At 58.1% G+C, this 18,136-nt stretch carries 24 protein-coding genes; 7 read left to right on the plus strand and 17 right to left on the minus strand.

The window, feature by feature from the left end; genetic code table 11:
- Positions 1–535: 535 nt before the first annotated feature.
- The 3 genes from NKJ58_RS28080 to NKJ58_RS28090 all read right to left on the minus strand — a co-directional run bounded on the left by NKJ58_RS28080 (position 536) and on the right by NKJ58_RS28090 (position 2,302).
- Positions 536–1,291, minus strand: coding sequence for a Crp/Fnr family transcriptional regulator (locus NKJ58_RS28080; RefSeq protein WP_352854380.1), 756 nt, complete (start codon positions 1,289–1,291; stop codon positions 536–538).
- 114 nt (positions 1,292–1,405) lie between these two features.
- Positions 1,406–1,999 (minus strand): DUF1515 family protein, encoded by a 594-nt coding sequence (locus NKJ58_RS28085; protein WP_352854382.1) that lies wholly within the window; start codon positions 1,997–1,999, stop codon positions 1,406–1,408.
- Positions 2,000–2,068: 69 nt separating this feature from the next.
- Positions 2,069–2,302, minus strand: a complete 234-nt coding sequence (locus NKJ58_RS28090) for a glycosyl hydrolase 108 family protein (protein WP_352854385.1) — start codon at positions 2,300–2,302, stop codon at positions 2,069–2,071.
- 49 nt (positions 2,303–2,351) lie between these two features.
- Here NKJ58_RS28090 and NKJ58_RS28095 point away from each other — a divergent pair, with 49 nt between their 5' ends.
- Entirely contained in the window at positions 2,352–2,516 is a 165-nt protein-coding gene (locus tag NKJ58_RS28095; protein WP_352854387.1) for a hypothetical protein, read from the plus strand.
- Positions 2,517–3,187: 671 nt separating this feature from the next.
- Here the strand turns inward: NKJ58_RS28095 and NKJ58_RS28100 are convergent.
- Both NKJ58_RS28100 and NKJ58_RS28105 read right to left on the minus strand, forming a co-directional pair.
- Positions 3,188–3,562: a VanZ family protein gene (locus tag NKJ58_RS28100; protein ID WP_352854389.1), complete on the minus strand. Its 375-nt coding sequence runs from the start codon at positions 3,560–3,562 to the stop codon at positions 3,188–3,190.
- Positions 3,563–4,231: 669 nt separating this feature from the next.
- Entirely contained in the window at positions 4,232–4,462 is a 231-nt protein-coding gene (locus tag NKJ58_RS28105) for a hypothetical protein (protein WP_352854391.1), read from the minus strand.
- An 881-nt stretch (positions 4,463–5,343) separates the two neighbouring features.
- Here NKJ58_RS28105 and NKJ58_RS28110 point away from each other — a divergent pair.
- Both NKJ58_RS28110 and NKJ58_RS28115 read left to right on the plus strand, forming a co-directional pair.
- Positions 5,344–5,496, plus strand: a complete 153-nt coding sequence (locus tag NKJ58_RS28110; RefSeq protein ID WP_352854426.1) for a hypothetical protein — start codon at positions 5,344–5,346, stop codon at positions 5,494–5,496.
- Complete coding sequence (locus NKJ58_RS28115) at positions 5,462–5,650, plus strand: nuclear transport factor 2 family protein (protein ID WP_352854393.1); 189 nt, start codon at positions 5,462–5,464, stop codon at positions 5,648–5,650. Before NKJ58_RS28110 ends, NKJ58_RS28115 begins: the two co-directional genes overlap by 35 nt.
- Positions 5,651–5,721: 71 nt before the next feature.
- Here the strand turns inward: NKJ58_RS28115 and NKJ58_RS28120 are convergent, their stop codons facing one another.
- Positions 5,722–5,931 carry a DUF3072 domain-containing protein gene (locus NKJ58_RS28120; RefSeq protein ID WP_023737206.1) on the minus strand — a complete coding sequence of 70 codons (210 nt, stop codon included), beginning with the start codon at positions 5,929–5,931 and terminating at the stop codon, positions 5,722–5,724.
- A 244-nt stretch (positions 5,932–6,175) separates the two neighbouring features.
- Here NKJ58_RS28120 and NKJ58_RS28125 point away from each other — a divergent pair, with 244 nt between their 5' ends.
- The 3 genes from NKJ58_RS28125 (at position 6,176) to NKJ58_RS28135 (ending at position 8,257) form a co-directional block, all read left to right on the plus strand.
- The gene (locus tag NKJ58_RS28125; protein ID WP_352854395.1) at positions 6,176–7,093 is read left to right on the plus strand and encodes an NADP-dependent oxidoreductase; all 918 of its coding nucleotides are present in this window, start codon (positions 6,176–6,178) and stop codon (positions 7,091–7,093) included.
- A gap of 691 nt (positions 7,094–7,784) precedes the next feature.
- On the plus strand, positions 7,785–8,015 hold the full coding sequence (locus NKJ58_RS28130) for a hypothetical protein (protein WP_352854397.1): 231 nt from the start codon (positions 7,785–7,787) through the stop codon (positions 8,013–8,015).
- Positions 8,015–8,257 (plus strand): DUF982 domain-containing protein, encoded by a 243-nt coding sequence (locus tag NKJ58_RS28135; protein WP_352854399.1) that lies wholly within the window; start codon positions 8,015–8,017, stop codon positions 8,255–8,257. Before NKJ58_RS28130 ends, NKJ58_RS28135 begins: the two co-directional genes overlap by 1 nt.
- Before the next feature lie 381 nt (positions 8,258–8,638).
- Here NKJ58_RS28135 and NKJ58_RS28140 read toward each other — a convergent pair whose 3' ends face one another.
- The 4 genes from NKJ58_RS28140 to NKJ58_RS28155 form a co-directional block, all read right to left on the minus strand.
- Positions 8,639–10,639: an acyltransferase family protein gene (locus NKJ58_RS28140; RefSeq protein ID WP_352854400.1), complete on the minus strand. Its 2,001-nt coding sequence runs from the start codon at positions 10,637–10,639 to the stop codon at positions 8,639–8,641.
- A 254-nt stretch (positions 10,640–10,893) separates the two neighbouring features.
- Positions 10,894–11,031, minus strand: coding sequence for a glycosyl hydrolase 108 family protein (locus tag NKJ58_RS28145; RefSeq protein WP_352854402.1), 138 nt, complete (start codon positions 11,029–11,031; stop codon positions 10,894–10,896).
- 199 nt (positions 11,032–11,230) lie between these two features.
- Positions 11,231–11,746 (minus strand): superinfection immunity protein, encoded by a 516-nt coding sequence (locus NKJ58_RS28150; RefSeq protein WP_352854404.1) that lies wholly within the window; start codon positions 11,744–11,746, stop codon positions 11,231–11,233.
- A complete protein-coding gene (locus NKJ58_RS28155) occupies positions 11,743–12,390 on the minus strand; it encodes a DUF4339 domain-containing protein (RefSeq protein WP_352854406.1) in 648 nt (215 codons plus the stop codon). Before NKJ58_RS28155 ends, NKJ58_RS28150 begins: the two co-directional genes overlap by 4 nt.
- Before the next feature lie 91 nt (positions 12,391–12,481).
- On the opposite strand from NKJ58_RS28155, the gene NKJ58_RS28160 reads away from it, so the two are divergent.
- Entirely contained in the window at positions 12,482–12,739 is a 258-nt protein-coding gene (locus NKJ58_RS28160) for a helix-turn-helix domain-containing protein (RefSeq protein ID WP_352854408.1), read from the plus strand.
- On the opposite strand, the gene NKJ58_RS28165 is transcribed toward NKJ58_RS28160, so the two are convergent.
- The 7 genes from NKJ58_RS28165 to NKJ58_RS28195 all read right to left on the minus strand — a co-directional run bounded on the left by NKJ58_RS28165 (position 12,681) and on the right by NKJ58_RS28195 (position 17,817).
- Complete coding sequence (locus NKJ58_RS28165) at positions 12,681–13,148, minus strand: hypothetical protein (RefSeq protein ID WP_352854410.1); 468 nt, start codon at positions 13,146–13,148, stop codon at positions 12,681–12,683. The two genes, NKJ58_RS28160 and NKJ58_RS28165, sit on opposite strands and share 59 nt — an antisense overlap.
- Position 13,149: 1 nt before the next feature.
- Positions 13,150–13,602 (minus strand): DUF3768 domain-containing protein, encoded by a 453-nt coding sequence (locus tag NKJ58_RS28170; protein ID WP_352854412.1) that lies wholly within the window; start codon positions 13,600–13,602, stop codon positions 13,150–13,152.
- Between the two features lie 14 nt (positions 13,603–13,616).
- On the minus strand, positions 13,617–14,225 hold the full coding sequence (locus tag NKJ58_RS28175; RefSeq protein WP_352854414.1) for a hypothetical protein: 609 nt from the start codon (positions 14,223–14,225) through the stop codon (positions 13,617–13,619).
- 445 nt (positions 14,226–14,670) lie between these two features.
- Entirely contained in the window at positions 14,671–15,219 is a 549-nt protein-coding gene (locus tag NKJ58_RS28180; protein ID WP_352854417.1) for a hypothetical protein, read from the minus strand.
- Positions 15,220–15,323: 104 nt separating this feature from the next.
- Positions 15,324–15,860 carry a hypothetical protein gene (locus NKJ58_RS28185; protein WP_352854418.1) on the minus strand — a complete coding sequence of 179 codons (537 nt, stop codon included), beginning with the start codon at positions 15,858–15,860 and terminating at the stop codon, positions 15,324–15,326.
- Between the two features lie 235 nt (positions 15,861–16,095).
- On the minus strand, positions 16,096–16,515 hold the full coding sequence (locus NKJ58_RS28190) for a hypothetical protein (protein WP_352854420.1): 420 nt from the start codon (positions 16,513–16,515) through the stop codon (positions 16,096–16,098).
- 240 nt (positions 16,516–16,755) lie between these two features.
- Positions 16,756–17,817 carry a DNA cytosine methyltransferase gene (locus tag NKJ58_RS28195; protein ID WP_352854422.1) on the minus strand — a complete coding sequence of 354 codons (1,062 nt, stop codon included), beginning with the start codon at positions 17,815–17,817 and terminating at the stop codon, positions 16,756–16,758.
- Positions 17,818–18,136 lie beyond the last annotated feature (319 nt).

The following is an 18,136-nucleotide window of genomic DNA, read 5'->3' on the forward strand; positions in this document are numbered from 1 at the left end:
TAACTCACGTTTAGGTGTTGCTCTTGCGCACTACCTAAAGCGGCAAACGGAAGAAGTCGCTCGGTTTTCAATAGCTAGGCGCTCTTGCCCATGGAACAAACAGACTCAGCGCGAGTTTGAATGCGACGATGAGCAAAGATTACGCAATAGAATCATCCCTTTGTATCGAAATGGCACGGTCGCTCCGATCATGTCTGGCGGAAGAGCGAGCGCTCATGCATCATTTCCGGGAGGAACTCACCTCGGTACGGAGTGACAGTGTTTACTCCCGCCAGGAACGCATCAGATCCGAACAAAAGCCCCTGCCGTGGGGCTAGGGCTTGATCGGATGGCCCGCGCCTGCTTCCGAGGCTGCGCGGGCCGACCATGACGAGTGAGGGACGCATCTTGGTCACCGGCACGGACCGCTGAAGAACGAGCCGATTGTGGCCAAACAGCCTCAGAGCGGGAATGTTCCCGCCTGACGCAAAAACACCCGTGGCTCAGCCGGCGGGCTCTGTTTCAGGGGCACTGTGCACGGGCGCGGCGTCTGCCGTCAATGCAGTTTGCCGACTAGCCGAGCGTATTCGGCTTCAGCCCTGCCATATGACCCATCAGCCAGCGCAACTAGACGCGCGCGATCAAGAATGACTACCTCTCCTCGCGTTGAGCGTATCAGACCTTGGCCCTCCAAGGTTTGCAGCGCTATGGTGACGCCGGGCCGCCTGACACCGAGCATAACTGACAAGAACTCGTGCGTAATCGCAAAGCTGTTCCCGTCGACGCGATCATCGCACATCACCAGCCATCTTGAGAGCCTGTCGACGATGTTCATCCGGGCATTGCTGAGCGCGGTGAAGCTTGCCTGGAGGTGAAAGTAGTGAACGTAGCGGAGCAGAAAACTTCTCAGTGTTGGGCTTGTCAAAAGCGCCTTGGTGAAGAGGCCCGCGTCGATAACAAAGGCTCGGGCCTCTAATTGGACGTAACAATCGTGCGTTGACCGGTCATCGCCCATGATAAGCGCTGAGCCGGTCATACCCTCACAACCTATGATTCCGATCTCAGCTTCAATACCAGGCCGCAGTTCGCCCACCACTGACCCGAGACCGCTCTCGAAGAAGTACACGGTTCTGATTGGAGCCCCCGCCACTTCGAGATGCGTCTTCAACCCAAGGGAGACGCTTTCCAAATGAGGTTGCAGCAAGGCCAAATCTGCCGAGCACATTCGAAGCAGCAGCGAATTGCGATAGATGGAATTTTGGCGGGTGTCGCATTGCGCGGCAGTGTGAGTTTGTGAACTGGAGTCTGTCATAGCTTCCTCTCCCTATTGGGGCGGAAGCATGTTGATCGCTCACAGCCGACGGACGCCCTTAGAGTTGCCGTCGATAGCACACTGTATGCCTGCGGACCGCGGATGTCCCATTTATTAACAACTGCGTTGATCAGCGCGAGCCAAGCTTTGGCGCGCCCGCGCTAACATGGCGTTCAGATACTCCAGGAATTCGTCATCGCTTTTCGTTGACAAGCCGACTTGTCGAGCGCGAGTCACAATGCGCTCCTGGAGTGAAACCGCTGTCTCATAGTGGTCCACGATCATCTGAAATGAAGCGCTCATTGGGGCGGATTCAAAGAGCTGTGCCATTGTGGCAATGTAGTTCCAAGATGATGAGAGTCGATGCGGCCGCTGCTTTGCGTAACAATCGTACAATGTGCTCAAGAATGTGCGGTTACCGGATCTAGACGGCCTATCCGGAGGTGGTGTGGAATTCTGCTGACTTAGCAGCACGGATAGAACTCGTGATCCGCCACGCAGCACGCGCCAGATAGACCAATAGGGCGTAACTAGCGACGCGAGCGCCGCCGCTGCGATGAGTGAGCCGAATGCGCCGAGGCCCATCAACTTCCACCGGGTCACCTCGGCAGTGGCCGCCTTCACCCCGGTCATGTCTTCGCTGAGGGATTTCACCGCGTCTTCAGCCTTGGCAAAACGCTGAACCAGCTTGTCGGTCTTGGCGTACATCTTCGATCGGCTGGCGGCTGGGCGCTGCGGATTGCTCGTAAGAGAGCGCGGCTCAAGCATCGCTGTCGTTTAATGTCGCGCCGGATCTCGGTTGCGTCTCGCTGAACGCCCTCCATGGACGCCCTTCATCGTTGGGCCACCAGGGTCTTTCTTGTTGTCTGAATAGCCGCCTTCGCGCGTGAGCACCTTGGCAGGCGCTTTCTTTTCGCGTGAAATTGCCGCCGTTTTAAAGCGGGAGGGTCGGGATGCAGGTTTTCGATGACATCGAGGCGCTGCTGGATGCGGGTGAAGCCTCGACGGCACTTAAGGAAGTGCGGCGCTGGTGCATCAATTTGGGGGCGGGTCCAGTGTCTTGGCGGGCGCGATCGACGACCTCATTATCGACCTGTCGACGCTATCATTCGTCGTCGATGCTTACGGAGACCGTATCGCAGAGGCGGCGAGCATGCTGGCTCGAAAAAGACTATTGAAGATCAAGTTGCTCGCACCTCGTCAGAGCGTCGAAGCGGTCAGCTAGAGATTGGTGGTCGCTACCAGAAACGTGTCGACCTGCTCGGTGCTCCGAGCGCATCGAAACCTCTCGCCATCATCGGTTCCGTACGGACGAAAGAGCCTCCTGACCTTGCGACCAGATGAAGGTTGGACTTGCGGCAGAAGACCAGCCGCAAGCAGTTGGAGCTTGAGTTGCCGACACACTCTCAGCAATCGTTGCCGGGATCGCACTCCATTGGTCGTCGGCCCAGATCTGGCGCGCGTCGCTTAAGGTGCCGCTCGAATATGGCCAGCTTCTCTTCGTAGCCGATCCGCACTCTGGACCTGCAGCTACCGCAGTTGAAACCGGCAATCGTCTTCAGCCAGGATCCCCTTCTCACCATAGGGCACGAACAGGAGGGGCATTTGAATTCTATAGGTACGTCGCGCAGTTCATTTGATAGAGGCACTGTGCATGTTCTCCTCAGCGGCACGGCCACTGCAACAAAGTAGAAGGAGAAATGTTTCCGGGGTTGGCCATTTGCGCGAAAGAATCGGACCTAAGTCTAAATGGTGAGCGGCCCTGAACCTATTCGCCTTGCCATCGAGCTTTGCGTCGGAATTGAATGGCAATAGCGAGGGTTCAAAGGCGGCCCCGGGGCGTGAGGCGGGCAAGTGGGGCCAAGACGGCGGCGGTAAAAGGCGGAGCCTGTGCGATCAAATAACCGGTTCGCCTAGAATCTCCTTCACCCAGCTCATAGTTCTCAGCCCGTATGCCATTCCGGCGCAGTCGGCAAACCAGTCGAAGACACTCATGTCACGCCCTGTGACGCATTGAAGGGTTTCGATCGCTGCGCCCGTTAAAGCAAGTAGAACCGCCAGCCGGACCACCTGTTGGGGCCAGCCGAGGCTACCCAAAGCCGACAAGGTGGCGAAAGCGGCGGCGTGGTTGAGCTTGTCGTGATGAGACGTAAAGGCCAATCCTAGGGCGTGCAGCAGGTGGTCTGGCACTAGGGCGAGCAACAGGACGACTGCCAACGTGGAGAGAAAGGCAGCCCTTGCCATGCTCTGATAAAAGCTGGACTGCGGCAATCTATTCGTAGCACTCCCGGTTCCTAGTTCTCGCTTCCAAGACCGACGCACTGGGCAGAGTCAAACCTGCATCTGAGCTAAGAGCGCGAACAACTGGCATGCTTAACAGGTCTCCTGATGTCATCAGCAAGTTCCATGAAACAGCCTATGTCACTCTGGAGGATTCCATAGGGCGTTGCGAATGTCGCCCTCCATTGTGATGAGGCCGAGCGATTCCTGCCGAAAAGGCGCGGCGGAATAGGCTGGGCGGGAGCGGAACTCTTTCCAGCCTTGGCCCAGCTGTGCAGCCGGGCCGACGCCCTTCTGAATTCAATTATCCCGGCGTCGCGGCTAACAGACGAAACCGTTATTTAGTCTGGTCATCCCTGCCTTGGTGATCTCGCCTTTACAGATTCCAATCCTGGACGCTAAGCCAGCAGCGGCCACTCGCTGCTGTTTCAATCAACAAGCTCCAAACATCAGGTTGCGCTTATATACAAAAAAGCCGGCCACCTTTCGGCAGCCGGCTAGTGCAAACAAGGAAGGGAACGTTGCACTGATGGGGCAGTGCACCGTCCGAAGCGTTTCCAGGCGACAATGTTCACCGATGAGAGAACAAAGAAGGCTTCACCGCCAGCGCACAATCCCCTTAGCCGCGCTGTGTTGCCGTCGCCTAGTGTCTAAAGGCCTTTAACCAGCCACGGTGTCGTATCCGAGGCGCGGCTTTTCCGGCGTTCCACCGGCCGGCAATTTGGCGGTTCCGGTCGGCCTGCAGTCCAGCTCGAGCACCTGCTTCTTGGCAGAGTGCTTCGTAGAGCAAAGGTCCGTGGCGTCACTCACCACCACCTTCTTCTCCTTGGCAACAGCGACACCAGTCCCAGCGATCACGATCGCCGCGCAAAACACAGCTGCTCTCATCATACTCCCCACCGTTGCGCCTCCCCAAAGGGCTGAGCATGACGTTACGGCACTTTTAAATTAGCGCAAGCGAATATTAGCTTGCCTAGTCCCCTTCACATCGGCTCTGGTCGCCTCCCCAACCGTGCGGCACGGTGGATAAAGACAATCTAGCTGCCTCGTTGTCTACACGCGGAAAGCCTGCTCATAAGCACTTGCTGATAAGTGTAGCCTGCTATTATCTGCTCCAGAATGGATACCGATACGACCGCTATTCCGGCTGTCAGCAACGACCGAGACACTTCTGCTGCTCGCGAAAACGTCGAAGCGGGGGTTTGTAGTGAGACTGCCTCTTCTGGTCGGACAGCGCTTCGAAGAGCTGGCTACTTTGATTTGCCTGCCGGGGCTTTCGCTGCAGAAGGGAAGGCATCACTGCAGCACTGCTGGCCTCTCCCCCACATGAAGGCTTGCGTGCATCGCTAGGCCACGGTGCCGGTAAAGTTGCACTCGCCGGCAAGGGAGTTGGTTACTCGTACTCCGGACGCTTGCATTCGATCAAAGCAGCCGCAACGCAAGGCCCTCGTTGTTGAACAGAACGAGGCGGTTGAAACAGTGAACTCGCTCAAAACCACAGGGCGCCGACTCGTTTCGGAAGTAGGGAGCTTGCGACACACCCTCAACTCGACTTGATTTTCTGGCGGCCTTTGGCGCGAGGCGTCGTCAGAAGTAACCGCGAAAGCAACAAAGGAAACGGACCCAACTGGTCCGAAAAACCGTTTGCCTGTTGTCAGCAAGGATCGGTCCCTCCATGCTCTGACCGCTGCAAACACTGGCGTGGAGAAGCCTCGATGTCACAGACCGATGAAAGTCTTATTACCGCTACCATCGAAGGCTACGTTTTGGCCATGTCCACCGGTGCCGAAGAAGGGCTGCGGGCAGCCTTCCACCCACGCGCATCAATCATCGGTAACTTTCCAGGGCGCGGTCGAATGGCTGAGTGTCGATGCCTATGTCGGCGAGGTGATGGGTGCGGGCTTGCCGCCGAACACCAGCCCTAACTGGACAGTCGCATCGCTCGACATTACGGGCGATGCAGCCACTGTGAAGGTTGAGGACGAATTTGGAACCACAAGGTTCACCGACAATCTTTCCCTGCTCAAGATCGCAGGAGAGTGGAAGATCGTTAGCAAACTCTACCACCTTCACCATTAGGACCGTCCAGATCACAGGCCAAATACCGCGAAACTGGCGACCTTCAACCTGTCGTAGGTCTCCCAGCGCCTTTAGAGCTTGAGCTCACTCCTTAGCGCGTCGATTCGCTTCGAGGCCTCGGCTTTGCTTAGATCTTCGGCGTAGCTTCTGTCGTCGCCCGCCTGCTCACATAATGTTTTCAAGTAGGAAGCTTGCGACGGAGTCATTGGCTCGTCACCAGTCGTCCATTCGTCAGGATCCTTGCTGATAGTTTCGCTTTTGGCTCGGGGTGAAGTTTGCATGACGCTCTCCGTGTTGGGAACGGCACAACGTATTTGATCTGCTTTTGTTCCACATGCTTGAAGTGTGTGAGATTGCGAGGGCATAGGTGTTCACGACTGCAAGTTTACCCGTGCTGGAAGAATCCGACGAGATTGCTTAGCTTCCGCTCGCGGTCGCCAACGATGAACCGACGCCAACTCTGCGCGAGACATCGAAAGATCCTCCGCGCCCGCAATTTACCCCAACGGTGAGGAGACAATCCCCATGAAAGCAATCGTAGCGACGGACAAGACTGCAGGAACGGCCGGGATGAAGCTGGTGGAGCTGCCCGAGCCTCGGGCGGCAATTAACGACGTGGTCGTACAGGTTCATGCGGCAGGATTCGTCAACACCGAACTGGAGTGGCCCTCGACGTGGGCCGACCGAGCCTTCCGTGACCGGACCTCTTCGATCCTCGGCCACGAACTGGCTGGTGTGGTCACTGCGCTCGGCTACGGCACCACAGGGCTTTCTATCGGTCAGCGGGTGTTCGGCCTCGCGGACTGGCATCGCGACGGCACCCTCGCCGAGTATGTTGCCATGGAGGCCCGTAACCTCGCGCCGCTGCCCGGCGATGTCGACTTTACGGTGGGCGCTAGCCTGCCGATCTCCGGCCTAACCGCTTGGCAGGGGCTGTTTCAGCATGGCCGCATCAAGGCCGGGCAGAGCGTTCTCGCGCATGGCGCTGCCGGTGCCGTCGGTTCGATGGTGGCGCAGCTTGCCAGGGAGGCTGGAGCGTATGTGATCGGCACCGGGCGGGCCGCCGACCGCCAGAAAGCGCTCGACTTCGGTGCAAATGAATTCCTCGACCTCGCAAAAGACACGCTTGAAGATGTAGGCGGCGTCGATCTGGTGTTCGATGTCATCGGCGGCGATTTCCAGAAGCGATCCGCAACGCTCGTCCGGGCCGGAGGTATCCTTGTCACAGTCGTTGGACCAACGGACATTCGACCTGCCGATGGCCTGACCGTTGACTTCGTCGTCGAGGCTGATCGCCCCCAGCTTTCTGAGATAGTGCAGCGAATCCGCGATGGACGACTGCGGACGAACATTGGCAAGGTTTCGAGCTTGGATGATGCCATCGGCACCTTCAACTCAACGGACCGACGTGCAGGAAAGACGGTTATCCGCGTTCGTCCGTGAGAATTTGGGGAGGCGGGTCCTCTCTCCTTATGGCCGCGTCGGCAGCTGACACGGTGAGGTGCAAATCAGCGCCTTCGAGGGATTTAGCCATCGTAGGCCGGGCGAGAAGTGGCGTCGTCCGTCGTAACCCGATGAGCTGGTTTGCCAAACAGAGGAGGTCGAATCCTTCATGTGTTGAAAGGCCGCGATGGGGGCTCTGCAAGAGTGATACGATTGCCGTCAGGGTCTGCGATCTGGGCAATCTTTCCGTAATCACCCTCCGATTCACGTGTGAGCATCACGCCACTTTCTTCAAGCGACCTCCGGGCTTTGTCCATTTTGGGGACCACAATAGTCAGTCTGCCGGACCCAGCATTTTCCTTATCATGGAAGATTTGCAAGTTCGCGCCTGCGACGTTGCGCCATGCATCAACCCGTCCATGGGACGATCATCAGGCCTCCGCTCGAAAAGCCGGGTATAGAACTCCTCCGCTCTGTCCATCCTTGCCGTGGCGAGCACGGCGTAAATTCCTTGGATTTGTATTCACATGCCTCGTGCAAATTGATTCCACCAATAAATGGGCAAAGGGCGGCTCCCGTTCCGAAATGCGGTGTTTGCGGCAACCTGCTTTGTACGTTTCCGGCACTTGCATTTTTCGGAGAGTGACCCCCAGAATAGCTGATTGAGGTTCTATCTCTCTGGGAGGATGGGATGGACATTCAAGCACCTGTTCGGCCTGCACAGCGAACGGCCAAGGAGTTGGTCCGCGAGGTCCTGTTGGGTTCTCAACCGGGCAATATGATTTCCGTGAAGGCGACCATTGCAGCGGTGCGCGAGCGCGGCCATGATCTTCGTGAGACTGACTGCCAGTTGGTCGAAATGATCGTCAATTCAGCCTCCGTTTGGGGACTGTTCATCGCCTTTGACGTTCGAGAGGCTTGATGCCCCACCGCTGGTTCAACCCTCCGGTTTATGTGAAGACTGAGCGCCCGGGGCTTCGCCTTGGTGTCAACCGAGTTGATGCCGCCGCCGAGGAGCTTCTAAAGTGGTCCAATCGTGGCCCCAAGTGGCGGCTGGCGGTCGAGGCTTGCCTGTCTGCGATGGATGGCAAAATGCCGGGTAACGACTTCCGGCTGCTGTTCGAAGCCGCGGCTGATGAAGAGGAGATGCTGCTGCCGGATTGACATGCTGGACGGGACCATTCGGGCTGGTTGGCGAATTCACCAGCGCAACGGGCATCTATGCCGTCCGGCTACCGAGCGACGCCCCAGATGGACAGTTGTTCGCCGGTGGGCGTACCATAGGCCCGGGGGTTGACCGATGGAGATCACATGGTTGATGAAGAGCATCGCCGCGAACGGAGGCAGCGGGTGCTGAAAGGCGCCTCAATCATTAGCGGAATTACAAACTCCGAGATAAGTTGCACCATTCGGAACCAAAACAGTGGCGGAGCTGAGCTCATAGTCACGGTGGAATCGCGTGTCCCTGAGCGGTTCGTGCTTTACGTGCCGACCGACGGCGTTGCCTACCAAGCAGTCCTGCGGTGGCGCAGGAACGCCCCTCAGCTATCTGATTGCCGCGTCGATGCGTTTGCCGAAAATGTCGGCCATTGAATGCGAATAGGTGGCGGTCAGGTGGTCGGCATCGCGCCAGACAAAAACATTGCCGATGACCGCAGGGCAAATGTTGCTGGGGCATACGATGTCGCTGAAGTCGACGAGCGGTACATGCGGGTAAAGGCGCTGCGCAACGACTAGCGGATCATGATCGCGTGCCGATTTATATGGAACAGAGCAGTGGCGGTCCCGAGCCATGCATCGCTCCGGATTCGTTGCCCAGAATGGTGTGTCGGCTATTACCACCACCTTGATGCCTAAGGTCTCGATGCTGCGCCACAACTGCATCAGCGTATCGCTGACTGGCGCTTGGCTTCCATCGTCGGGATAAGCCCTCAAAGTGTCTCGCTGCCCCATAATTACAATGGTCGGCTTCTGCTCCCGGATAATACGCAGAAGGTGTTGCCCCCAGCTAAGGCATTCCGGATACGGCCGATCGCCTCCGGGCCCTACAATCATGCTCGGGAATAGCGGGCAACCAAGCTTGGTAAAGCTCGTCCCATTCCAGCCTAGCTTCGCTGCCGTCTCTGCAAAAGCCGGAACCCACTGTTCGGCGTGCGAATCTCCAACTAGAAAAACCTTGGTCTGCCCCTTTGGGTCGCCAAACTGGCAACCGATAGGTTCGCTATCGTCGCGAGACAGCCGGCATCCATCTGTTTGCGGCTTATCCTCCTTTATCGTCGGCAACGAAGGAGCATAGGCCTCTACGGTCGGCACCGGCCTGTTGGTGAACAATGACCTAGCCCCTGGATAGTCGGTCGGATTGTCCGAGATCAAGGCTTGTTGCCGAGCAATTTCCGTCGAAACGGCGAAAAAGCCTATGAGGGGCACGAGCACAGCCGGGGCAAAAATAGCCAGATCGACGAGCCGGAAACGTGCCGGCAACGATGCCCGAAAGCGGAAACGGTCTTCGACAAAAATCTTGGTAGCCGCGGCGAGACCAACGCTTGCAGTGAGGATAGCCGCGCCACCCCAAGGGCCGATCGCTTCGCCACTTTGCTGGGTGAAAAAGACGATGATCGGCCAATGCCAAAGGTAGAGCGAGTAAGAGATGTCGCCGAGGAATTGGAACGGTCGTGTCTTGAGCAAAGCAAAGGCGCTGAACGACGACTGGCTTTGACCGGAAACAATCACCAGCGCAGCCGCAACTGTCGGCAACAGCGCCGCGTAGCCGGGGAAAGGCGTCTTGGCCGAGAACAGAAAGGCGGCTGCGAGAATCGAGGCGATGCCCGTAAACCCCAACAACCGCCGCGCTCGTTCCCCGATCCGAGTGTCGGCTGACGCCGGCACGATGAGACACAGCAGAGCGCCGAGCGCCAGCTCCCAGATACGGGTGTGAGTGACGAAATACGCCCGCGCCGGGTCAACAACAGTGAGCCATACTGAGGCGGCAAGCGAGACGATGAAGATTGCGCCTAGCGCGGCGACAAGCATGGGCCGCCAAGGCGTGCGGACCTTTCGTGAAAGCCACAGCACGCCGATGATCAGCCCGGGCCAGACAACGTAGAATTGTTCTTCGATCGACAGCGACCAGTAATGTTGGACTGGGCTCGGCGCGGTCGTCATCGCCAGGTAATCAATGGCCTTCGCGGCGAGCCGCCAGTTCTCCAATTGGAAGGCGCTGTGCACTAATTCGTTTGTGCCGTCCCTCCAAAGGGCCGAGGGAAGCCAGAGCGGGGTCGCCAAGGCCACCAGCAGAAGCACAAGCATCGCGGCAGGCAACAGGCGCCGCGCCCGGCGAATATAAAAAGCAAGTAGGTCAATGCTTCCGGTGCGGTCTACCTCCCGCAGCAACACGCCTGTGATCAAAAACCCCGAAATGACGAAAAACACGTCAACGCCGACATAGCCGCCTGGGACTAGCCAAGGCCAGACGTGGAACACAGCGACTGAGCAGACAGCGATAGCACGTAGCCCCTGAATCTCAGGCCGGAAATCCAACTTGGTCAAATACTTACTGCCGGTTGCTGCTAGGCTCGCGCTAAACAGAATGAAACAAATGTCGACAGTATGGAACAAGTAGGCCAATAACAATCTCAGGTACTCAATTTCGCATCGGCTCAGGCCGGAAAGGCGAAAAGCCCGCCCCGGCGGTGCCGAGACGGGCGAGTAGGAGATAGATACCGTCGTCAGGGCGCCGGCGGCACCCGATGCTCCGCCCGGTCCAGCCGCTCGAGGATGTCGCGGATCACATCGCGCTGGATTTAGACCGCAGGCGTCCGCCGGAAGTTGGCGAGCGTGATACCTTTCATGGCGCCGCCGCCGGGATCAGCTGGATTGCCCGACCAACCACCTTCGGATATTGAGGACGAGCGCAAGCGCCCGTGCGAAATTGCGACCATTTTCGCTTAGCTGCGGCGAGGGCGTGGCCCATTTGGCGCTCGTCGACTTGCCGGCCGCAGCCCGCTGGCGGTTTCGCCCGCTGGCGACCCCTATACGGCCTGAAAAACACCTATCGAGGCGCTGAGCTGGGGCGGCTTTTGGGTAATTCGGCTATTGCAACATTTGCGTGTATTTTAACGTTGGCACAACCTCGGCCGATCAACAACCGGCGATTAGGTCACGCATGCGCCGAAACTGCGCATCATCGATGACGCCGTCGTCGAGAAGCTTTTTAAGGCGCTCCAGCTTGTCTACTGCTTCGTGATGAGCGGGCTGAATGATCAACGGCTGTATGGCCGATGGATTTTCCAATCTCACCCTCTGAACGTCGTTTGCCATAAAATTCAAACCGGATTCGCCCCCGTTGGAACCAGTCGGATCATCGCTGATGTGCAACGCCTTGAACGCCCAGATCAGGCACCCGAGCCAGACGATGCCGGTACCGGCGAGCGCGGTGCATAGGACCAGGATCAACCATCTGTTTGGGTGTCCCCGCGCAAATGCGATAATCGCCGGCAGTTCATAGACGATTGCGGCAACAAGCAGGAACATCCCTATGATCGCGTAGGCTGCATCGGGATCTTCGCTCGCCGCGTAGGCGCAAGTCGACACGAAAACGAGTGGCGTCGGCAGCGCCCAACCGCACCACCCTGTAAGAGGTCGACGTTGCTTCATTGCGGCGCCAGCGCCGAAGCGCCCATCACGTAGACGACAGCGCTTACCAGCCAAATCCATAGCGGAGTCAAAGGCGCGGCTGAGACAATCCTACGGCGGATGAAATAGCCGATTGGAAAAAGAGATAAGAAAGGCACGAGTGTTCTGCGTTGCGGATTGCGACCCGCGTTGTTGATCGCCTGCGCATCTTTGTACCCGAGCCAGAACGTAGCGATACCAGACCAGATGACCGCCCCTCGGGCTTGAGCGTTAGGCCCAAAAGGATCAACGCCAGCCGAAGCGATGATGATGTCAACTGCGAGGATGATCAGCGGCGAGCAGGCAAGCCACATTGCCCATTTCTCAGTAGGGACGCCGCCCGGCAAGGTGATGGGGGCGGCGGTGACCTGTCTGCCCAGAGAAGGGGCAGCTGCTGCCGGTAAGGGCGGTGGCGCGGCTACTGCCCTCGGTAGGGGTGGCGGCGTTACCCGCTGAGGCGCGGCTTCAAGAGGCGTTTGCGAAGCAGGCTTCCAACTCGAGCCCAAGCTCTCCGTCCAAACCAGTGTGTTGGGCGGCAGCAGATGATTGACGAGCATCGCGTTGAGGTCGCCTTCTGATAGCGGCCCGCGTTGCGAACCATTTTCCTCGTAGTACCAGTCAGCCATAAGCCTCCCCTTCTCATGCCGCTGTTAGCAAAGATGCGATACATATTATAGTTGATAAACTCAATGACGATTTTCCCCGATTGCTATCCGCATGGACGACATGCGCAAACTGGTCGGGAGGAATTTCGCGCGGCTACGTGGCGCGAGTGGGCTGACGCAGGAGCAGGTCGCTGAGCGCGCCAACGTCAGCCAGCAGTACGTAAGTGGGCTCGAGAACGGTAAGCGTAACCCCACTGTTCAAATGCTGTTCCAGATCGCAAAAGCGCTTGGCGTCAGCCATGTTGACCTCGTCATGCCGACTGAGCAGCAGGGTCAATCGTACGATCAGCCTCCCGACTCATCGACCTGAGGATCGCTTTGACCAGCTCCGGCTCCGGCTCGTCGCCTTCGAATATTCCGAGCAGGTAGGTCGCCTTGTCGTGGCGCTCGGCATCGTTTGCAGCCGGGTACGCGCAAAGGGCCAGCAGAAACTCTCTTTCTAGATCGCTCGCCGCATCCAAACGGTCGAACTCATCGCGAGTGATGGGGCGACTCGCAACGACAGCATCGGCTTGGCGAGCAATTTGCCGAAGCTCCGAGTAGGCGGCGCAGTGCGAGCAGATCGCCTTCACCAGCGCAGGCGATACGTCCTGACGGTGAGGGGCAGCCGCACAGCCATGATATTCCGCAGCCCCGCCCACCGAGGGCGTCGCATGGTCGACAAATGCAAACGGCAAGGCGCCTAACAGAGCTCGCCGGGAAATCCCACGAACAAGCATCTCAGTACTCCTCGCCCAGCATGATTGTGAGTACGCGGGTCGTGATAGCTGGGTCGGCCGGGTCGTCTGAGGCGAAGGTCATCGACTGGTCGTAGTAGTCGATCTTCCAGATTACTGTCCTGCCGTCGATTTCCAGCACAGCGCAGTCGTGCTCGCCGTGAGGGTCATTGTCGTCATTGAAGCCGTCGAAGGCAGCAACCGCCGCGACCGTGTCGGTAATGTCGGCAGCACTCAGGGCCGCGATTCCGGCCGTCATCACAATCCGTCCGCCTTGTGCACTCTTACGCAGGCAATCGTTCAGTTGCGCGATGCGCTGCTGCCGGTTTCCAACCGGGCACGTCTCACCAAAGCTGCATTGCAAACTCATGTGCGAATCCTTCTCATCATGGCCCTTGTCGGGACCATTTTTTCTGCTGTGAGTTTTGGGAACGGTTGGGCGGCGGCCTTCGGCCACACGCCCAGCTTGGGTCAGTCGGTATGTTCGGGATGCAACAGCGCGATATGGATCAGCTTGCGCGTGAACACTGGAACGTCGAGCCAATCGCGCCAGCGCAGGCTGTAGACGCCGTCAGGGCTGATCCTCACCACTTGTGCCTCGAACCAGCCTTGGTAGGCGCCTTCCGTGGCCAAGACCAAGCTTCCCACTTCTATCTTCGCCCAATCGGTCGGCCGCGATGGTTCAGGGCGTTTCGGCCCGCTCTCCTGGGTTCCGGTGCTGGATGCCTTTTTGCCGGGCTTCAGTTTCTCTGCAGCAGGCTTGGCGGCTCTGATCGGCCACTTGTAGGTACTTGGCAGGTGGGTCGCGATTTTGTCGAATGTCGCAGCCTTCACAAAGGGCACGAAAGCCTTACCGCTGGCAAACACCCTGCCCTGTGGGAGCTTACCCGCCAGATCGCGCAGCTCGTCGGTTGAGGCCCTAAGTGCCGCCAGGCCCATCATACCCGCCGCCCTTTCGGCAACGTCGGTTTCGTCCTCGCCAAACCAGGAGGCATGGGCTTTGCCGCCGTCATCGAGTCCTAGTACGATTAACGCTGGCAAGGCGGTTGCAGTACCGGCAGAAACAGCTGAGTTCGTCATTTAGGGTCTCCCAAAGAAAAGGGCCCCGAGATGGGGGCCCTGGTTGAGTTTTTCAGATGATGATCGATGGCGTCGGCGCGGCGCCGACTGGCTGCAAATGCCGGGTTCGAAGCCCTATCACGAAGTTAGCCAATACCCCACCTTTTCAGCGTTTTCGACGGCAAAACTGGCCATCCTCACGCCGCCCATTATAATAGGAATTAATGCCTCTGTCAAGTAATTTACGAATTAGATCAATCGTTTGACTTTTTTGGAAGTTTGGCGGCGAGTTGCGAGGGTGCTGTGTCGGATCCACTATCATGCCTACATTGAGCGGCCTCCCACCGCGTCTAGGTCGCACCCTCGATCTCTCCAATGTCCGTCGTTGAAGCTCGCATCGCATCGTTCGAACAGGACCGAGTTTGATCCAGGCGTCAAAGGTGCGCATAGGCCGACATGCCACTGGCTAGAGGTCCTTCAACCAACCAGACTTGATCTTGCGGCGGTTCGGGCCGACTTCAGGGGCGCAATTTCGAACGTTCACCCAGATCCTGAAACCGTGGAGGCTTTGAAATGCGGCCGTGCTCCGAACCTTCGTGATAGGACCTTCGACCGTAAACCGCACGAGGGCACTGCCTCCGCGATTATTCTCGAGGACGCCTGTTACCAAGGCTCGAATGAAGTAGTCGGCATAAAGCGTCTCCTTGCGATTGATGATTTCCGCGTAGCAGTTGGTCGCCAACCAACTGACAATTGCGGAGCACCGTTCAGTTTCCAGTTCGTACAGGGAGTAGAACTCGTTGCTAAACCATTCCGGCCAGTCCCAAGGCTCCTCTAAACAGCCTTCCTCCTCGAATTCTGTAACGACAATGTCGAACAGGCGGATCATTCCTTTTGGCATTTCGACCTGAGGTTCGCTCGCCTTAGCCTTGGCAGCCAGCCATAGGATTAGTTCGCTGGCGTCGGTGATGACCTTGATTTGCCCGCCGGGCGTTTTAGGTGCGATCTTGTTCATGTGTTCTCTCCACTGCTGACAGGTGTGTTTTGGCTATGTGCCGGCCACATGAGCCTTTACGGGCGGCGCTAGGCTTGCAGGCCGCCGCTGTGCGGAAAGGCAGTTCATCCCTGCCTGAGGACGCGGGTCAAATTCGGTGTGCGGGGGTCATCCGGGCGACGTGGATTGCCTATTTGGAGGTTCCGAGCCACGAGCACATTGATCGATACACCACGGGTACGTGCAAGGTCGGGCGTGGACTTAAACCTGATCTTAGCGCCAACGTCCTCAGTGAAGAGACAAGTACCAATCCGAGCAACGTCAGCGAATTTCTCAACCAATTCGTGCAGCTCTACTTGCCACTCCAAAAACATGACGTGGGCTAGGATGTCGTTCATCAACGAAACCAGCCCCTCATTCGCGTAGGTGGTTTCGCTAGGGTCAGAAAGCATGTCTACGAGTTCGCCCATCATCGCCCAAGGCTCTCCCTCCTCAGGCAAGAACCCATACTCGTTGACCCTAGCAATGACCTTATGGAGAACGTCGATAAACGCACTTGCCACGGGTACCTGAGGCTCCGCCTGGATGGCCTGGTCGACCACCCAGTCGAGTAATTCATACGGATCTCTGATCACGCGTACATCTAAGGTTCTGTCGGTCATGATTTTCTCCTTCGTTTTTCGTTGGCTGAGCGATAGCCACAGCCCTTTACCGGCCGGGAACATGCGTTCCAGCTTGATAGGGTCGGTTGGTATGAAGTCTTCCGCGGCAGTATCAATCCGGGGCGCGGGCAGGCCTCCGGGTCCCAAAATAGTGATGAGACATATGCGTCGGCGGCCTGGACCAGGACGATCCTGCCGGTCGATGCTTCAAGGGACCATGCCGTACTTGCGCGAGCTAGTGGACGCCTCGCTGGCCAGCATCCCGCTGGTCGTACCATGCCACGAGGGCACCCGCGTTCCGCCTCTCGTCAGCGCTCATGGTCACATCAAATGAAACAAAATGAGTGCGGGTGAGCTCCTTTGATGAGCTGATGCGAAGACCGTCCCCGAGCCATTCGATGATGAGGCAGTGCCGGATCATGGCAATGTCGGCCAAGTGGAACATGATGTCGTTTAGCTCCGAGATGTGACCCGCCATGAACATCGCAACGAATCTCGCAAGCCTCTTCGAGCGCTTTATGTGCCGACGCACCCCGACGCCAGCGAGTAGGAAGCCCAGCAGAACGTCCAAGGCTTGCAAGTTGAGCCACTCGAAGAGTTCATATGCATTGTTGATGATGTGTGCCCGCTTAGCTCCCATCTTGTTAGCTTCCATCTTGTCTCTCCTTCGTGGGTTGTTGGTTAGGCGATAGCCACAGCCCTTTACCGGCCGGGAACATGCCTTCCAGAGTGGGTAAGTTCAGTTGTTTCGAGTTCAGGTTGGTTGTCTGATGAAGCCCGTCACACGGTGTCGGGCTTGTCGAAAATGACGTGGCCTTTCCAAGTCGCTGTTACCAACACTGGACAGCCTGCAATTGGCATTCAGGACGGCATCGCGAGCCCGAACGTCGGGCAGTTATGACGTTTTGTCGGCCATGAGCGCCGTGCGGATGCTTTTCGCCACTGCCTGCGCCAGCTGCGGCGGCAACGCGTTGCCTACTTGCCGATAGGCAGCAGTCTTGCCCCCGCTGAACTTCCAAGCATCAGGAAAGCCTTGAAGGCGGGCAACCATGGCGACAGTCAGGCGAGGCAATCCGACAAATGCTCGATCCGGGGCGGCATCGGCAACCGACTTGCCATTGACGCCAAGCTTCTCCCACGCCTGCCGGGTGCGCGTGGGGCCAAGATCCGGTCCGCCATGCTTCTTCGAGCCGCCGACGATGGTGGGAGCCGGGCCGGTAGCGTTCGACCGCCAAGCCTTGGCATCGGCCCAACCATTCTCAGCCATCAGATCGTACAACGCGTCACCAACTGAAAGCGGGGGTTTGGCAGCAGGCTCTGGCCATGCGAAGGCCGATGAATACCGCTTCAGCATCGCCACGATGAACACTCTCTGGCGGGCCTGCGGCACCCCGAAGTCAACAGCATTAAACAGGCGCCAGACGACCGCGTAGCCGAGCAGGCCGAGTTGGTTCCGCAATTGCTCGCGATATGTTTCGAAGCGAGGCGCCAAGAACCCCGCGACGTTCTCGATCATGATGGCTTTGGGTCGCATCTCTTCAATCAAGCGCAAGGCCTCGGGGAACATGTTGCGCTCGTCGAGTTCCCCTTCCTGCTTGCCCGCGACTGTGAACGGTAGGCAGGGCAGACCGGCTGCAAGCAAGTCGACCTTGTCCAGGTAGCGGCGACCGTCGAACTTGGCGACGTCGCAGTGAAATACATTCCAAAGCGGCCGGTTTGCCCGCAACGTCGAGCAGCAGGCAGCATCGAACTCTACCAGCGCTAAGTGGTCGAAGCCTGCTCGGGCTACGCCGAGGGCCTGACCGCCAGCTCCGGCACACAATTCGATGGTAGTGGGCTTGCGGGGGCCGACAGGGCGAACAGCCTTAACTGCTCTCCTGTTTGAACTGCCCTTGGCAATCGGCTGGCGCAGGGCGAGCGCATGGCTCCGCCGGGACGCTGAAGCATCCTTTTTCATAAGTTCTCTCCGGGAAAGTAGGGGGTGATGCGAGCAGCTTGTTGCCGCATCGCTTCAGCCCTTTACGCGCCGATCATCCGGTGGATCGGGCGCGCAGCATCATCCGCGAAGAGAAGGTTAGTGAGTGCAAATGCGGTGGTTGAGGGTGCCGGATCGAACGGCTACCCCAGGTCCGAATTGCAACGCTGGCCCCGCCGGGGGTTTTTGGGCAAAAACGCGGGGGGGGCGGTTTTTTAAATTTGGGGGGGGGTGGAGTTTGCCCGGCGGCCGGGTGGGGGGCGACCCCCACCAATATGGGTGTGGGGGGGGGGGTGTGTTA

Source organism: Mesorhizobium sp. M0139, from assembly GCF_040322455.1.
Classification (GTDB): Bacteria; Pseudomonadota; Alphaproteobacteria; order Rhizobiales; family Rhizobiaceae; genus Mesorhizobium.

Excerpts from the sequence above, each read along its gene's own strand:
- NKJ58_RS28125 (WP_352854395.1), top strand. The coding sequence starts at position 6,176 with ATGAAAGCAATCGTAGCGACGGACAAGACTGCAGGAACGGCCGGGATG.
- NKJ58_RS28135 (WP_352854399.1), top strand. The coding sequence starts at position 8,015 with ATGCCCCACCGCTGGTTCAACCCTCCGGTTTATGTGAAGACTGAGCGC.
- NKJ58_RS28190 (WP_352854420.1), bottom strand. The coding sequence starts at position 16,515 with ATGGAAGCTAACAAGATGGGAGCTAAGCGGGCACACATCATCAACAAT.
- NKJ58_RS28155 (WP_352854406.1), bottom strand. The coding sequence starts at position 12,390 with ATGGCTGACTGGTACTACGAGGAAAATGGTTCGCAACGCGGGCCGCTA.
- NKJ58_RS28085 (WP_352854382.1), bottom strand. The coding sequence starts at position 1,999 with ATGTACGCCAAGACCGACAAGCTGGTTCAGCGTTTTGCCAAGGCTGAA.
- NKJ58_RS28145 (WP_352854402.1), bottom strand. The coding sequence starts at position 11,031 with ATGGTCGCAATTTCGCACGGGCGCTTGCGCTCGTCCTCAATATCCGAA.
- NKJ58_RS28110 (WP_352854426.1), top strand. The coding sequence starts at position 5,344 with ATGTCCACCGGTGCCGAAGAAGGGCTGCGGGCAGCCTTCCACCCACGC.
- NKJ58_RS28175 (WP_352854414.1), bottom strand. The coding sequence starts at position 14,225 with ATGACGAACTCAGCTGTTTCTGCCGGTACTGCAACCGCCTTGCCAGCG.
- NKJ58_RS28160 (WP_352854408.1), top strand. The coding sequence starts at position 12,482 with ATGGACGACATGCGCAAACTGGTCGGGAGGAATTTCGCGCGGCTACGT.
- NKJ58_RS28165 (WP_352854410.1), bottom strand. The coding sequence starts at position 13,148 with ATGCTTGTTCGTGGGATTTCCCGGCGAGCTCTGTTAGGCGCCTTGCCG.
- NKJ58_RS28195 (WP_352854422.1), bottom strand. The coding sequence starts at position 17,817 with ATGAAAAAGGATGCTTCAGCGTCCCGGCGGAGCCATGCGCTCGCCCTG.
- NKJ58_RS28120 (WP_023737206.1), bottom strand. The coding sequence starts at position 5,931 with ATGCAAACTTCACCCCGAGCCAAAAGCGAAACTATCAGCAAGGATCCT.
- NKJ58_RS28105 (WP_352854391.1), bottom strand. The coding sequence starts at position 4,462 with ATGATGAGAGCAGCTGTGTTTTGCGCGGCGATCGTGATCGCTGGGACT.
- NKJ58_RS28185 (WP_352854418.1), bottom strand. The coding sequence starts at position 15,860 with ATGACCGACAGAACCTTAGATGTACGCGTGATCAGAGATCCGTATGAA.
- NKJ58_RS28130 (WP_352854397.1), top strand. The coding sequence starts at position 7,785 with ATGGACATTCAAGCACCTGTTCGGCCTGCACAGCGAACGGCCAAGGAG.
- NKJ58_RS28080 (WP_352854380.1), bottom strand. The coding sequence starts at position 1,291 with ATGACAGACTCCAGTTCACAAACTCACACTGCCGCGCAATGCGACACC.
- NKJ58_RS28115 (WP_352854393.1), top strand. The coding sequence starts at position 5,462 with ATGGGTGCGGGCTTGCCGCCGAACACCAGCCCTAACTGGACAGTCGCA.
- NKJ58_RS28180 (WP_352854417.1), bottom strand. The coding sequence starts at position 15,219 with ATGAACAAGATCGCACCTAAAACGCCCGGCGGGCAAATCAAGGTCATC.
- NKJ58_RS28150 (WP_352854404.1), bottom strand. The coding sequence starts at position 11,746 with ATGAAGCAACGTCGACCTCTTACAGGGTGGTGCGGTTGGGCGCTGCCG.